Annotated in this window: 13 protein-coding genes; 1 reads left to right on the top strand and 12 read right to left on the bottom strand. The window is 64.8% G+C overall.

Features of this window, described 5'->3' with window-relative positions; all coding sequences use genetic code 11:
- Positions 1–4: 4 nt before the first annotated feature.
- The 12 genes from ABGN05_RS16760 to ABGN05_RS16705 all read right to left on the bottom strand — a co-directional run bounded on the left by ABGN05_RS16760 (position 5) and on the right by ABGN05_RS16705 (position 13313).
- Complete coding sequence (locus ABGN05_RS16760; protein WP_367955188.1) at positions 5–1039, bottom strand: acyl-CoA dehydrogenase family protein; 1035 nt, start codon at positions 1037–1039, stop codon at positions 5–7.
- A 52-nt stretch (positions 1040–1091) separates the two neighbouring features.
- Positions 1092–1853, bottom strand: coding sequence for a crotonase/enoyl-CoA hydratase family protein (locus tag ABGN05_RS16755; protein WP_367955187.1), 762 nt, complete (start codon positions 1851–1853; stop codon positions 1092–1094).
- Positions 1854–1858: 5 nt separating this feature from the next.
- Positions 1859–2623 carry an SDR family NAD(P)-dependent oxidoreductase gene (locus tag ABGN05_RS16750; protein ID WP_367955186.1) on the bottom strand — a complete coding sequence of 255 codons (765 nt, stop codon included), beginning with the start codon at positions 2621–2623 and terminating at the stop codon, positions 1859–1861.
- Positions 2624–2640: 17 nt separating this feature from the next.
- Positions 2641–3822 (bottom strand): thiolase family protein, encoded by a 1182-nt coding sequence (locus tag ABGN05_RS16745; RefSeq protein WP_367955185.1) that lies wholly within the window; start codon positions 3820–3822, stop codon positions 2641–2643.
- A 90-nt stretch (positions 3823–3912) separates the two neighbouring features.
- The gene (locus ABGN05_RS16740; protein ID WP_367955184.1) at positions 3913–4689 is read right to left on the bottom strand and encodes an SDR family NAD(P)-dependent oxidoreductase; all 777 of its coding nucleotides are present in this window, start codon (positions 4687–4689) and stop codon (positions 3913–3915) included.
- On the bottom strand, positions 4686–5843 hold the full coding sequence (locus tag ABGN05_RS16735; protein WP_367955183.1) for an acyl-CoA dehydrogenase family protein: 1158 nt from the start codon (positions 5841–5843) through the stop codon (positions 4686–4688). The genes ABGN05_RS16740 and ABGN05_RS16735 overlap by 4 nt, the downstream gene beginning before the upstream one ends.
- 43 nt (positions 5844–5886) lie before the next feature.
- A complete protein-coding gene (locus tag ABGN05_RS16730; RefSeq protein WP_367955182.1) occupies positions 5887–7458 on the bottom strand; it encodes a class I adenylate-forming enzyme family protein in 1572 nt (523 codons plus the stop codon).
- A 54-nt stretch (positions 7459–7512) separates the two neighbouring features.
- On the bottom strand, positions 7513–8736 hold the full coding sequence (locus ABGN05_RS16725) for an ABC transporter substrate-binding protein (protein WP_367955181.1): 1224 nt from the start codon (positions 8734–8736) through the stop codon (positions 7513–7515).
- 36 nt (positions 8737–8772) lie between these two features.
- The gene (locus ABGN05_RS16720) at positions 8773–9462 is read right to left on the bottom strand and encodes an ABC transporter ATP-binding protein (RefSeq protein WP_367955180.1); all 690 of its coding nucleotides are present in this window, start codon (positions 9460–9462) and stop codon (positions 8773–8775) included.
- The gene (locus ABGN05_RS16715) at positions 9452–11254 is read right to left on the bottom strand and encodes a branched-chain amino acid ABC transporter ATP-binding protein/permease (RefSeq protein ID WP_367955179.1); all 1803 of its coding nucleotides are present in this window, start codon (positions 11252–11254) and stop codon (positions 9452–9454) included. Before ABGN05_RS16715 ends, ABGN05_RS16720 begins: the two co-directional genes overlap by 11 nt.
- Before the next feature lie 127 nt (positions 11255–11381).
- Entirely contained in the window at positions 11382–12293 is a 912-nt protein-coding gene (locus ABGN05_RS16710) for a branched-chain amino acid ABC transporter permease (protein ID WP_367955178.1), read from the bottom strand.
- Positions 12294–12503: 210 nt separating this feature from the next.
- Positions 12504–13313 carry an IclR family transcriptional regulator gene (locus tag ABGN05_RS16705; RefSeq protein ID WP_367955177.1) on the bottom strand — a complete coding sequence of 270 codons (810 nt, stop codon included), beginning with the start codon at positions 13311–13313 and terminating at the stop codon, positions 12504–12506.
- Positions 13314–13424: 111 nt separating this feature from the next.
- Between ABGN05_RS16705 and ABGN05_RS16700 the strand changes: the two genes are divergently transcribed.
- Positions 13425–13892: a MaoC/PaaZ C-terminal domain-containing protein gene (locus tag ABGN05_RS16700; RefSeq protein WP_367955176.1), complete on the top strand. Its 468-nt coding sequence runs from the start codon at positions 13425–13427 to the stop codon at positions 13890–13892.
- Positions 13893–13988 lie beyond the last annotated feature (96 nt).

Genomic DNA, 13988 nt, shown 5'->3' with positions numbered 1-13988 from the left:
CTCCTTACCCGACCACCAAAGGCCAGAGCCCCTCGCGCCCGGCCTTAATCGCGGAACGGCCGAGATCGAGACCCCAGACGGACGCGCCGCCGTATTCGTCGCGCCACGACCACAGCCTCAATGTGAGCGCATGCAACGGATGCTCGCGCGCAAAGCCGATCGCCCCGTGCACCTGATGCGCTATGGCGGCGCTCGTACCTGCCGCTTCGTCCGCGACCACCTTCGCCGACGCAATCCTGTTCCGCTGCCGCAGATCGCCGAAGGCATCGGCCGCCAATTGCGCCGCGGCAGAGGCCATCGCCCCGTGTCCCGCCATGACGGCGAGTTGATGCTGTATCGCCTGAAACTTGCCTATAGGCCGTCCGAACTGCACCCGTTCCATTGCGTAGGTGACACTGCGCTGAAGCACCGTCTCCAGTGCACCGGCAATGGCGATGGCCCTGATAGCGGCCGCGCAGCCAAGCAGATCCTGCAACTCGAGATCGGCCGGGAGCCGCGCAAGGTTAGCGGACGGAACAATAAGATCGAACGCCAGGGTGTCCCGCGGCTCCCCGGCCAAGTTTGTCAATTCGCCGGCGATCTCGAAAGCGTCTTTCGGCACGAGCACTAGCCTCAGTTCGCCGTCGAGTTCCGCTGGCACAACCGCATGTCTCGCGCTCCGCCCCCAGGGCACGCGCGGCACGCGACCCGACAAGCGCAATCCGCCGCCTTCGGCGGCCAGGCGCGGCGGGGTCGCGGAAATCGCCAGCGCCAGAGCCCCGCCTGGGAGAAACAGGCCCGATTTCGCAAGCAACCAGTTCGCGACCAGGGTCTCGGCGAACGGAAGCGGCACCGCCGCGCCGCCCGCCACACGCACGAGATCGAGCGCCTCGCGCAGGTCTAGGCCGAACCCGCCGGCGTCTTCCGGAACGAGCGCCAGCGTCAGCCCGGTCTCTTCGATCGCGTCCCACGCCTGCGTGCGCCAGTCCGCATCAGCCGCCCGGACACCGTCGGGCCAGAACAGGCCGGCGAACAGGCGCTCCGCCATGTCGACCGCCATGCGTCCGGCCTCCGATACCTGGCTGACCGTTCCGCTCATGGGCCGGGCGCGCTCATCTGCCCTGCCAGTTCGGCTTGCGCTTCTCGGCGAAGGCGAGCGCGCCTTCGCGCGCGTCGGCCGACGCGAAGACGGGCGCGGTGATCTGCCTCTGGCGCTGGAACATCTCGGTCGACGGCCAGTCCTGCGATTCGAGCATGACCCGCTTGCTGACGGCGAGCGCCATCGGCCCGTTCTGCGCGATCGTCTCCGCCAATGCGAGCGCCGCGGCGAGCGCTCCGCCGTTGGGAACGAGCCTGTTGATCAGCCCCAGGCGGTGGAGATCGCCCGCCTTGACCTGTTCCCCGGTCAGCACCAGTTCCATAGCCATCCGGAACGGCAGCTGGCGAGGGAGCCGCATCAGTCCGCCCGCGTTCGCCACCAGCCCGCGCTTGACCTCGGGGAGTCCGAACCGGGCGTCCTCGGCGGCGACGATCAGGTCGCAGGCCAGCGCGAGTTCGAATCCTCCCGCCAGCGCATGGCCTTCAACCGCCGCGATCAGCGGCTTGCTGGGCAGCCGCTCAGTCAGCCCGGCGAAGCCGCGGCCTTCGACGCGGGCAAGTTCACCGCGCAGGAATGCCTTGAGATCCATGCCGGCGCAAAACGTGCCGCCGCGACCCGTGATGACGCCGGCCGACAGGTCGTCCCGCTCGTCAAGCGCATCAACCGCCTCTGCGATCGCCACCGCGACGGCACGATTGGCTGCATTGCGTGCTTCGGTCCGATTGATGGCGACAACCATCACCCGCCCGGCGATTTCGATCTCGACTTCCGCCATGTCGTCTACTTCGGTCCCATGCGTAGCGCGCCGTCGATGCGGATCGTCTCGCCGTTGATATACTTGTTGCCGATGATGTGCGCGGCCAGCGCCGCATATTCATCGGCGCGCCCCAGCCGCGGTGGATTGGGCACGGCTGCCGCGAGCGAGGCGCGCACCTTGTCGGAAAGTCCCGAGAGGATGGGTGTATCCATCACGCCCGGCGCGATCGTGCACACGCGGATGCGCTTGCTTGCCAGATCGCGCGCGGCGACAACCGTGAGGCCGATCACGCCGCCCTTGGACGATGCGTAGGGTACCTGTCCTATCTGACCCTCGTATCCCGCAATCGAGGCTGTCAGCACGACGACGCCGCGTTCGTCGTCGACCGGTTCGTTGCGCGCCAGCGAAGCGGCCGCAAAGCGGAGGACGTTGAACGACCCGACCAGATTGATGCGGACGATGTTCTCGTAGTGCGCGAGCGAGCCCGGATTGGAATCTTTGTCCAGGATACGCAGCGCGCCGCCGCGACCCGCGCAGTGGACCGTCGCGGCCAGCGGCCCGAGCCGGACAGCCTGCTCGAACACGGCGCGCATGTCGGCCTCGGACGTGACGTCGCCGGGTACGAACAGCGTACCCTTGCCCATCTCGGCTGCCACCTCCCTGCCGCGCGAGGCCGGCAGGTCGGTGATGACGATTCTCGCGCCTTGTCCGCCCAGCAGTTCCGCCGTGGCACGGCCGAGCCCGGATGCGCCTCCGGTCACCACAACCGTCTTGTCTCTTACATCCATGTTCCAGCCCAGTCTGTTCAGATCAGCTCGATAATTGTTGCGTTGGCCATGCCTCCGGCCTCGCACATGCTCTGCAGCCCGTAACGCCCGCCGCCTTGCTCCAGCGCGTTGACCATGGTCGTCATCAGCCGCGCGCCGGACGCGCCAAGCGGATGGCCAAGCGCGATCGCTCCTCCGCGGGGATTGAGCTTCGACGGATCGGCGCCGAGGCTCATGCACCAGGCGAGCGGGACCGAGGCGAAGGCCTCGTTGATCTCGAAATGATCGATATCGGACAGCGAAAGCCCGCCCTTTGCGAGCACCCGCCGCGTGGCCTCGATCGGCGCCGTGAGCATGAGCAGCGGATCGTCGCCGCGCACGTCGAACGAAACGAAGCGGGCTCGCGGCGTCAATCCAGCCTTCGCGGCGTAGGCCTCGCTTGCCAGGAGAACAACCGCCGCTCCGTCGGTGATCTGCGAGGAATTCCCGGGGGTAACACCCCAGTTGATCTCGGGAAACCGGGCGGCATTGTCGTCTGTTCGAAAGGCGGGCTCCAGCACCCCCAGCCCATCCATGGTGGTCGCGCCGCGGATGGTTTCGTCGCGTTCGACAGGTCCATGATCGGCCACGATGGGAACGATCTCCGTCGCGAAAGCGCCGCTGTCACGCGCCGTCGCCGCCCTTTGGTGCGAGGCCATCGCATAGGCGTCCATCTCCTCGCGGCTGATGTGCCACTTGCCGGCGACGAGCTCCGCGGCCACGCCCTGGGAGACGAGCCCCGGCGAATAGCGTTTGCGGACCGACGGCCCAAACGGATCGGCCTGCTGGCGGGCCGAGCCCATTGGAACGCGGCTCATGGACTCGACGCCGCCGGCGATGACGAGATCGTAGGCGCCGGCGGCGATCCCCTGCGCCGCGAAATGGATGGCCTGCTGGCTCGATCCGCATTTGCGGTCGATGGTCGTCGCCGGAACGTGCTCGGGAAAACCCGCCGCAAGCAGCGCCATGCGCCCGGGCGTCGCGGATTGCTCGGACACCTGGCTCACGCAGCCGATGATGACATCGTCGACCAGGCCCGGATCGATGCCGGTTCTCTGCGTCAGGCTGGAGAGGAGCTGGGCGAGCAACTCCACCGGATGGATCGATGCGAGTGCGCCGTTGGACTTGCCTCGCCCCATCGGCGAGCGGACGGCGTCTATGATGAGCGGGGCCCGGCTCATGGCATCATGTCCTTCGGCGGCACCAATTGGGGGCGATTTCGTTGGCGATTGCGCATGCTTCGCGATCCAGTTGGGGAGCCCGTCATTGCCCTAGACCTGCCATCCGCCGTCGACGGCCAATACTTGGCCTGACACGTAGGCCGCCTGTTGCGAGGAAAGAAAAAGCACGGCTGCCGCCACTTCATCGGCATCGCCGAGGCGGCGCAACGGTATTGCGGCGGCGAGCTTGTCCGCGTTTCCGCCGTGCTCGGCATCAATGATCCGCGCGCCCAGCCCGGAACCGATCCAGCCAGGCGCAACGGCATTGGCTCTGATTCCGTACCGGCCCTCCTCGCGCGCGATGGCGCGGACGACCGTTTCGATCGCGGCCTTTGGCGCTGCGGAGAGCACATCCTTCGGCGGGTATCGGCGCGTCGCGGCGGTTGTCACGGCGGTGATCGTCCCGCCGCCGCGCCGCATGATCGGGATGGCAGCTTTAACGCCGGCGAAGAAGCCATGCACATCGGCGTCGAACGTTTCCTTCCACACGTCTGCCTGAAGCTCGCTCAGAAAGCGGACCGCGATGTCCGGTCCGGCGGCATAAATCAGGCTATGTATATGTCCGAACTTGTTGAATGCGTATTCGATGGCGGCTGCCGCACTTCCCGGTTCGCGCAGGTCGCATCCCACCGTCTCGACGCGGCCGCCATGTGCGGCCACGTCCGCAACGGCGGCATCCACCTGCGGACCCTGACGGCGATGGGTGAAGGCGATGTCGCTGCCCGCCCGCGCGAATGCGGAGGCGATCGCGCGTCCGAGCGCGCCCGTCCCGCCGATGATCATCGCTGCCCCGACCGGCAGCGTGAGTTGGAATCCCGTGCCCGTCATCGCGTCCGGTCTCTCGGGATGATGGAGCGAGCGATGATCTGGCGCATGATCTCGCTGGTGCCCGCGGCAATCCGCGCCATCCGCGCATCAACGAAGGCACGCGCCACCGGGAATTCCGTCATGTAGCCCCAGCCGCCGAAGAACTGGAGGCACTGGTCGGTCACGCGCCCCAGCAGCTCCGTCGTCGTCAGCTTGGCAATGGCCGCATCGGTCGCATCGAGCAGGCCCGCCAAATGGAGCTCCAGGCAGCGATCCACGAAGACACGGCTGGCGACGCATTCCGCTTTGATGTCCGCGATCTTGAACTGCGTATTCTGGAAATCCGAGAGGCGGCGTCCGAAGGCCTGGCGATCGGTCACGTAGTCGACCGTCCAGCCCAGCACCGCCTCCGCGGCGGCAATCGAGCGCACCGCCTGCACGAGGCGCTCCTGCGCCAGCTCGGTCACGAGATGGTCGAAACCGCGCCCCTCGATGCCGAGCAGGTTGGTGTCGGGCACGTCGACATCCTCGAGGAACAGCTCGGCCGTGTCCTGGCCCTTGCAGCCGATCTTCTGCAGTTTTCGGCCGCGCCGGAATCCCGGCCGGTCGGCCTCCACCAGAAACAGCGAAATGCCTGGCGCCTTCTCCTCCATGCCCGTTTTGCAGGCCACGACCACCAGATCGGCGCTGATGCCATTGGTGATGAATACCTTCTGCCCGTTAAGCACGAACCGGTCGCCCTTGCGCATGGCACGGGTGCGGATCGACCTGAGGTCGCTGCCGCCGGACGGTTCGGTCATAGCCACGGCCGCGATCGCCTCGCCGCGCGTCATCGCCGGCAGCCAGCGGCGGCGGAGCTCGTCCGATCCGAAATCAACGAGGTACGGCGCCACGATGTCCGAATGCAGCGACCAAGACGGAGCCGAGGCGCCCACCCGCGCCAGCTCCTCGATCACGATCGCGCTGAACAGGAAGCCGGCGCCGACGCCGCCCCATTCGGCGGGCACGTTGCAGCAGAGGAGTCCCGCCTCGCCGGCCTTGAGCCATGCCTCGCGCGGCACCTGACCAGCCTCCTCCCACGCCGCATGATAGGGTACGACTTCGCGTTCCACGAAACGCCTGACGGAGCTGCGGAACATCTCGTGCTCCTCGCTGAAGAGAGTACGCGGTATCATGCTCAGGCGCGACCTTGGGTTGGCGGGACGGGGCGGGCGGGCCTCATATGCTCCGCTCCCTGCCTTCCCAGTAGGGATCGCGGAGCGCGCGCTTCAGCACCTTGTCGTGGGTCGCGCGCGGAAACTCGGTCCGAAATTCGCAGCGGCCGACCCGCTGGAACTTGCCCAGCCGCTCGTTGCCCCAGGCGGCGAGCTCCTCTTCGGTGATTCTGGCGCCGGGATGCATGATGGCCAGCAGCAGCGGCGTCTCGCCCCATTTGTCGTGCGGGATGCCGATCGCGGCGACCTCCTTGACCTCCGGATGCTGCATGAACACCTCCTCGATGTCGGAGGCGAAGACGTTGATGCCGCCCGAAATGATCATGTCCTTCACGCGGCCGGACACATAGATGAAGCCCTCCTCGTCGAGCCTGCCGACGTCACCACTCTTGAGGTAGGTGCGGTTTCTCGGGCCACGCCAGATCATGTCCTCGGTCCGCCTGGGGTCGCGGTAATAGCCCTTCATCAGGCCGGCGCTCCAGCCGACGATCTCGCCGGTCTGGCCACGTTCGAGAACGTTGCCCTGGTGGTCGATGATTTGGACGTCGGCGCCAAACAGCGGCTTGCCCACCGAACCGCGCTTGCCGCGCTCCCAGTCGCGCGGCTCGGCGACAGCGATGAAGCCCTCGGTGATGCCGTAGATCTCGTAGATACCGATATGCGGAAAGCGCTCGCGCATTTCGTTGAATGTCGTCGTCGTCAGCGGCGCGCCGCCCGACAGGATCCCACGCATGGTCTTCATCGATCCCGGGCCGGTCTGTTCGGCAAGGATCACGATCATCTGCGTCGGCACGAGAAAGGCATGCGTGCCGCCCTCGCGTTCGACGGTCTCGATAAAATCTCGCCCGCTGAACTTGGAAAGCAGCACCACGGTCCCGCCAAAATAGACCGCGGGCAGCATGTTGATCCAGGTGCCGTTCGTGTAGAGGGGCGTGCTGCAAACGACGGTCGCGTAGCGATCGACCCCGAAGGCTGGCCCGGCGCCCAGCGAGTACATGTGGCGCGCGAGATGGCTGTGTTCGATGCCCTTCGGCACGCCGGTCGTGCCGGAACTGTAGATGATGCTCATCGAGTCAGACAGCGCGATGTCGATCTCGGGCTCCGTCTCGGGCTGGCCTTCGACGAAGTCGGCGTAGGAACCCCAACTCGTGTCGGAATGCCCGGCGCAGTGGAATCCATCCGGCCGAATGCCCGGGAGCTCCGAGCGGATCGCGTCGATCTGCGCGTAGGTCGTCGCATCCGCGAAAAGAAACCGGGCCTCGCTGTTGTTGATCATGGCCGGGAGCGCATCCTTGGCCATCATCACATTGAGGGGAGCGATGACGCCGCCTGCCTTCACCGTCCCCCACAAGAGCTCGAACATGGGGATGGAATTGAACATGAAGAGGCAAACCTTGTCGCCCTTCCGCAGCCCCGCCCGGATCAGCGCATTGGCGACCATATTGGTGCGACGGTTGAACGCCGCCCAACTGAGGCGGTCTTGCCCACAGACGACCGCGGTCTTCGCTCCGTGGGAGCGGGCATTGTGGGCAATGACGTCGGGAAAGATCAGAGGGGGCTGGTCGAGTAGGCTCATGGTAGCGTATCCGCCGGAGTGAAGCGCGGGAGCCAGGCTCCCGCGCCGGGGAAATTATTCTGTGACTTCGAGGGCTTCGCCTTCATAGGTCCCATCGATCAGGGGGCTCGTGTGGATGAGGCCCCAGAAGGTCGAATAGTCGGCATTGCCCGTGGAGTGGTGGTCGCCCTGGTAGCGCGGGTTACCCAGCATCAGGCTGTATTCGGCTGGGTAGTCTGCCGACGCGATATCCTCCAGCACGGCCTTAATGGCCTCCGCATCGGTAGCCCCCTTCTCCTTCTGGGCCGTCTCATTGGCCCATTTGACGAGGAAGACAACGTCTCGGATGGAGGCCGAGAGGCCGAGATTCTGGATCGGGCCGAAGCTGCGCAGTTCATCCATGAAGCTCTTCATCTGTGGCGAGACCTCTGCGCCGGTCCGCGTCGCCACGCGATAGTTCACGCTGTAGAACTGGTCCTGGACTTCGGCCGGTATCTGCTCAAGAAGATCCCCATTCACCACCGCAGGTTCCCCGACGATCTTGGCGTCCCAGCCGATCGCCTGCATGCCGGCCATCACGATGCGGACCGAGTCGCGCGCAACGCCGTCGAAGGCGACAATGTCGGCGCCGGCATCGCGCAGGCTCTGCAGCAGCGGAACAAAGTCCTTCGCGTCGCCTGCGAACTTCTGCAAGCCGACGACCTCGATCCCGTATTTCTCGGGCAGCACCTTCTGCAGCCCCTCGCCAAGCGCGACGGTCGCAGGGTTGGTGCTGACCAGGATGCCGGCCTTGGTGCCGCCGAGCTTCTTGAGTGCCGATGCGACGGCCGGCACCCGCTTCGTCGCAAGATCCGAAAGCTGGAAGCTGTAGGGAAACTTCGAGCCGTCGCCGATCTCGGGCGTGGCGCCGACGGTAGCAGTGAAGACCTTCTGTTCCGTGGCGTAGGGCAGCACGGAAACCACCAGGCCGCTCAACGTCTCCGGATACAGGAAATCCACCTTCTGCTCTTCGACCAGTTCCTTCACCGCAAGCAGCGCGCGCCCCGGATTGCCGTTGTCATCGCGCACGAGCAGCTCGACCTGCTTGCCGAGGATGCCGCCGGCGTCGTTGACCTGCTTGATACCCGCCCTTAGCGCACGCTCGGTCAGCTCGCCGTACTGGGCGAAGGGACCGGTGATCGACAGCGACGCCCCGATGACGAACTTGTCATCGTTCTGGGCCCATACCGACGGTGCGAGTGCGAACATGGTTCCAGCCAGCATGCTGCCGGCAAGGAAAAGTCTGCGCGTAGGTTTCATGGTCTTCCTCCCTGGTTGTGCCATCTATGCTCGTGACTACCCCTCACGGATCGCCGCGGTGATTTCATCAAGACCGCCCGACCCGGTCACTCGACCCATTTCAAGGTGATAGGCGCGCTGGACGAGTTCGCTCAGCCATGCTGGATGTTGCTCGACCACAAGCACCGTGATGCCGGATCCGGCCAGCTGCCTGATCGTGTCGTAGAGCTCGCGCGCCACCAGCGGCGCGAGGCCCGCCGAGGGCTCGTCGAGAAGGAGAAGGGAAGGCTGCGAGGCGAACGCCATGGCGAGGCCGAGCGCCTGTCGCTGCCCGCCGCTGAGCAGCCCGGCCTTCCGGTCGACCAGCGGCTCCAGCAGCGGGAACCACGCCAGGATCTCGGGTAGCGTTCGGACCGGGCGTTTCCGGGCCACGGCCAGCCGCCGTGCCAGCGCGATGTTCTCGGCGACCGAAAGCGAAGCCGTCAGGCGGCCAGCCTCGCGCAAAAGCGACACGCCTGCCAGCGCGATCCCGTGCGCCGGCTGGCCGGCAATGCTTCGTTCTCCGACCAGGACATCGCCCGTCATCCTTGGCGAAAGTCCGGCGATCGCGCGCAGCAATGTTGACTTTCCGGCGCCGTTGCGCCCGAGAACACCGACGACCTGCCCCTCCTCGACGGTCAGGTCGATGTCCCAAAGCGCACGGGCCTGGCCATACCAGGAAGAGAGTCTGCGGACCTCAAGACGCATCTTGGGCCTCCTGCGTCAGGCTGGCCTGGTCGGCGCCTGGATGATGCTCGGGCGCGTAGCTTAGATAGGACCGAAGCCGGGCCGGCAGGGGCTTGGACATGTCGGCATGGACAGTAATCTCGCCGCTTTCGAGCAGAACCAGTTCGTCACAATATTCAAGGACGAAAGGCACGTTGTGCTCGACAACGACGACGGTCATGCCGGCGCCCTGAAGATAGCGCAGCAGTTGGCCGAACTCCGCGCGCTCGGAATCGTCGAGCCCTGCCGTCGGCTCGTCCAGCAGGAGGACATCCGGCCGGGAGACGATGGCCCGGCCGACCTCGACGATCCGCTTCAGGCCGAGCGGTATCTTTGCCGCGGTCAGATCGAGCAAATCGTTCGGCAATCGCAGCTCGGCGAAGGTCGCGAACGACGCCTGGTGGCGTTCGGCATTGGCCTTCCGCACCCCAGGCGTCTGGAAGAACGGCGCCAGGTATGTAGCTCGCTCCCGGGCGACGAGGCCGACCGCGATGTTCTCCAGAGGTCCAAGCTCGTCGATGAGCTGCGGAACCTGGAAGGTCCGCCCGAGGCCCATAGCCGCGCGCCGGTGGATCGGCCATCCGGCGATGTCCATTCCTTTCAGCTTGATTGTTCCGGAATCCGGTTTCACGAAACCCGAGAGTGTATTGAGCAGCGTGGATTTCCCGGATCCGTTCGGTCCCACCACACCAAGCAGCGAACCGCGTCGGACGGACAGGTTCAATCCTTTGAGGACATGATTGCCGCCGAATCGCTTTTCGACCTTGGTCAGCTCGACGACGGCCTCGTCTCGCGCGGCCGGATCGGCGGCAGCCTCTGCCATCGAGGCGGCCAGCGGCGCCGGGTTAGCATCAGTTGTCGGGATCCCGTCCTTTCTGCCGGCCGAGGGCATAAGTGGCAGCAAGGCCGGCACCAGTCCGTTCGTGAAGATCAGAGCACCCACGAGGAGGCCGACGCCGAGCCCGATGGCATTGTAGGGGCTGAATGGTCCAACCCAGAAACTGAGCACCAGCAGCGGCAGCATGCCGGCAATGGTTCCCCATTTGGTGCCCGCGCCGCCCAGCACCACACCGGTGAGCAGCAGCAGGGTCAGGCCGATGTTGAAGCTGTCGTAGTGGACGAAGCGCTCGGAGAAGGCGAGCAGCGTGCCGGCGAGTGCCGGAGGCACGGAAGAAACGATATAGACATAGAGCCGGGTCGATACGAGATCGATGCCGACCGACTCGGCCGCCCGGGGTGCGTCGCGCAGCGCTCTGAAGCGCAGCCCCCAGGCGGAGTTGATGAGGTTGGCCGACGCGAACCAGACCGCGGCGAAGCCGGCGACGACCACGAGATACATGCCGACGCTACCAAGCGGGTAGCCGAACAGCGTGGGCGATGCCATGCCGGTCACGCCGAACTCGCCGCCGCTCCACTCGGGAAACAGCTGCGCGGCGTGCGGCAGCACCAGCACGGAAAACAGTGTCACCAGCGCGAGATACCAACCGCCGACCCGGATTCCGACCGACATCATCAGCGTGCCGAAAATGGTGCCGATGACCACGCCGGCAAGGAGGGACGGGACGAACGCCAATTCCGCGAAAACGCTGATCATTGCCGCCGAGTAGGCCGCCACGGCCATGATGACCACGTGCCCTAGGACCAACTGGCCCGCATAGCCCAAAGCCAAGTTGAGCCCGAGCGCGGCGACCATCAGCAGGATCGCGGTCGTATAGCGGCCCAGGGTGAAGGATCCGGTCGACACCAAGGGAACCAGCGCCAGGCAGAGGACCATCGCCAATCCGCCGGCCAGTGACAGCCGCGACGTACCCCTGCCGTGTCCGGCGAACCGCGCGGCCCCAGCGGGAGCTACGAGATTCTGCTTCTGATCCGCGCCGGATCTTGAGGTGCTGCTGGCCATTTCAGACATCGCGAAGCCGTGCCGAGCCAAACAGACCGGCGGCACCCCAAAGGCCGGCGGGGCGAACCAGCAGGACCACGATTGCCGTGAGCCAGGTGATTGGAAGCGTGAGATGCGGATCCAGCGCGATCGTGGGGAGCAGGCCCCCTAGAAGGCCGACGACCAGCCCGCCGACCAGAGCCCCCGCGAAGCTCCCGAAACCACCGATCGTCATGCCGGCGAAGCCGTAGAAAGCGAGTTCCTGGGCGGTGAAGGCGGATGCGCCGACCATCGGCGCCACGAGATAGCCGGCGAGCGCCGACAGCACACCGGCCACGCAAAACGCCACGGCAATGACCTTGCGTGTGTTGATCCCGAGCAGTTCGGCGCCCTCTGCGTCCTCCAACGTCGCCCGGAATATGTGCCCGTACTGCGTGCGGCGTACGATCAACTCGATCGCCAGCGCAAGGCCAAACCCGATCGCGATAATGACCAGGTAGGTGGGACGCAGCGGAATGGAGAACAGGTAGATCGGCGCATCAGAGACGTAGGACGGCACCCGGAACGTGTCAGCCCCGAACATGAGCGCTGCGATGGCGTTGGCGGCGGAGCCGAGGCCAATGGTGGTGAGTACCGTTGTATGGCCGAACGACTGCGACCGGCCCACCGCAGGGTAGACGGCGATCAGATACGTCGCGAGACCGCCTAGGGCGCCGGCCGCCGCGATGGCGATCGCCACGATCGGTCCGGCCCAGGAGAGCTGAACGCCCAGGATGAAGGACAGGATCGTCCCCAGCATCACGATTGAGCCCTGGGCGAAGTTGAAGATGCCGCTGACCGCCAGGACGAACGTCACGCTGAGTGCGATCAGGACATAGACGCTCGCCAGTGCGAGGCCGGTAAGGATTCCTAGCGCCAAAGCGGTAACGGTCACGGCTTCCTCCCAAGCTTCAACCGAAAATGATCCTATGGACGCGACGCTTCGGATGCAATCACATTTTTCTGTTATCTGATTTTTTTTCTGTATATAGAATTCTTGCAATAGCCGGCATGCAAACAGGCGCCGGAGCCGATGAGCCGGAGTCTTGGATGGAGGGACGAGTTGCGAATGTCGGAGGAAGGACGTGGCGAAAGCTGGAAGCCGCTACATCTCCGTCAGGAGACGAGTAAGGTCGGCACCGAGCCTTTTGACCTCTTCGGCAATGCGATTCACATCCCCGGAATCATGCTGCCCGACGAAACTCGTCGAGCTTACGATCGACCGCACCGATCTGTCGCGCTCGAAGATGGGCGCGGCGATGCCCAGCGCCCCGCGTATGAAGGTTCCATTATCGATCGCATAGCCCTGCTGGGCGGTCTGAGCGACTTCGGAAAGATATTGCTGCAGGCTCAGCGGCGCATGCCAGCGCAGCGAGGCGAAGCGGCGCTCGATCTCTTCCGCATCGAATTTGGAAAACGCACACATCACGCGGCCGCTGGCGCCGATCAGCAGCGGCAGCCGCTGGCCGAGCCTCAACATGATGCGCACCGCCGTCGGGCTCTCAACCAGCCAGACCAGCAGGACCCGATCTTCGCCCACGCGGCGCCACAGGCCGACCGTAATGCCGTAACGGTGTGCGACCTCCTCCATGCGCCGCTGCATCTCTCCCGCGACGCCGCCTGTCAGGATAGCGCTGTTGGCGACGCCTATGGCGCCCGTGCTTATCGCATAGGTTTTCGTATCAGCATCGAAATCGAGGACATTGCTGGCGACGAGAGTCCTCAAGATGTTGAAGCAGGTGCTGGTGTTGATTGCGAGCTCCCTCGCAATGATCGTGACCGTGGAGGGGCGGCCGGAATTGCCAAGAAGCCTGAGAATTCTTATTGCGCTCTCGACCGGCTTGACGATTACCTGCTTGGTGGACGTATTCTCTCCCAGACTGACTTTCCCAGATACTGTGGTTTTTCGAGACATGGTTCAACCAACGCGACACCAGGTGCCCAATCGAGTACCCACTTGAAGTGCCTGTTCGATAGCGATTAAGGCTGATTGACGGCAATTTCAAGCAAGCTTCGGAGGACTTAGATGAGCGACATCCCAGTAGTAGGCCTTGGATTTCACCTGGAAGATCTCCCGGTGGGAAGGAAGTTCCGAACGATCGGACGAACCGTAACGGAAGCTGACATAACCGCGTTCGTGGGTGTAACAGGGATGGTCGAGGTTCTCTTCACAAACCTGGAGCACCTCCGGCACGAGTCGGCATTCGAAGGCAAGCGTCTCGTCCCCGCCGCACTCGTCTACTCGTTCGCGGAGGGGCTGGTGATGCAGTCCACACTGCAGGGAACCGGCATGGCCTTCCTGTCGATGGAGTTTACCGTGCAGAAGCCCACCTTCGCCGGAGACACGCTACACGTGGAATGCGAGGTGCTGGAGTCGCGCCGAACCAGCAAGGGCGACCGTGGTATCGTGAAGACGATGAACCGGGTGGTGAATCAAGAAGGTGCGGTGGTCATCACCTATTCTCCTACCCGTATGATCAAAGCTAAGAGCTGAGGTTCCGACGTTCATCCGCGGCGGCGGATCCGCTTCGAGAGCGTTTGTGTAAGATATCGCTCTATCATCTACATGCCTTTTCTTCGTGACGTGAGC

It is taken from the genome of Aquibium pacificum (assembly GCF_040839445.1).
Taxonomy (GTDB): Bacteria; Pseudomonadota; Alphaproteobacteria; order Rhizobiales; family Rhizobiaceae; genus Aquibium; species Aquibium pacificus.
This window is presented reverse-complemented; position numbering and strand designations above follow the sequence as displayed.

Excerpts from the sequence above, each read along its gene's own strand:
- ABGN05_RS16760 (WP_367955188.1), bottom strand. The coding sequence starts at position 1,039 with ATGGCGGTCGACATGGCGGAGCGCCTGTTCGCCGGCCTGTTCTGGCCC.
- ABGN05_RS16755 (WP_367955187.1), bottom strand. The coding sequence starts at position 1,853 with ATGGCGGAAGTCGAGATCGAAATCGCCGGGCGGGTGATGGTTGTCGCC.
- ABGN05_RS16750 (WP_367955186.1), bottom strand. The coding sequence starts at position 2,623 with ATGGATGTAAGAGACAAGACGGTTGTGGTGACCGGAGGCGCATCCGGG.
- ABGN05_RS16745 (WP_367955185.1), bottom strand. The coding sequence starts at position 3,822 with ATGAGCCGGGCCCCGCTCATCATAGACGCCGTCCGCTCGCCGATGGGG.
- ABGN05_RS16740 (WP_367955184.1), bottom strand. The coding sequence starts at position 4,689 with ATGACGGGCACGGGATTCCAACTCACGCTGCCGGTCGGGGCAGCGATG.
- ABGN05_RS16735 (WP_367955183.1), bottom strand. The coding sequence starts at position 5,843 with ATGATACCGCGTACTCTCTTCAGCGAGGAGCACGAGATGTTCCGCAGC.
- ABGN05_RS16730 (WP_367955182.1), bottom strand. The coding sequence starts at position 7,458 with ATGAGCCTACTCGACCAGCCCCCTCTGATCTTTCCCGACGTCATTGCC.
- ABGN05_RS16725 (WP_367955181.1), bottom strand. The coding sequence starts at position 8,736 with ATGAAACCTACGCGCAGACTTTTCCTTGCCGGCAGCATGCTGGCTGGA.
- ABGN05_RS16720 (WP_367955180.1), bottom strand. The coding sequence starts at position 9,462 with ATGCGTCTTGAGGTCCGCAGACTCTCTTCCTGGTATGGCCAGGCCCGT.
- ABGN05_RS16715 (WP_367955179.1), bottom strand. The coding sequence starts at position 11,254 with ATGGTCCTCTGCCTGGCGCTGGTTCCCTTGGTGTCGACCGGATCCTTC.
- ABGN05_RS16705 (WP_367955177.1), bottom strand. The coding sequence starts at position 13,313 with ATGTCTCGAAAAACCACAGTATCTGGGAAAGTCAGTCTGGGAGAGAAT.
- ABGN05_RS16700 (WP_367955176.1), top strand. The coding sequence starts at position 13,425 with ATGAGCGACATCCCAGTAGTAGGCCTTGGATTTCACCTGGAAGATCTC.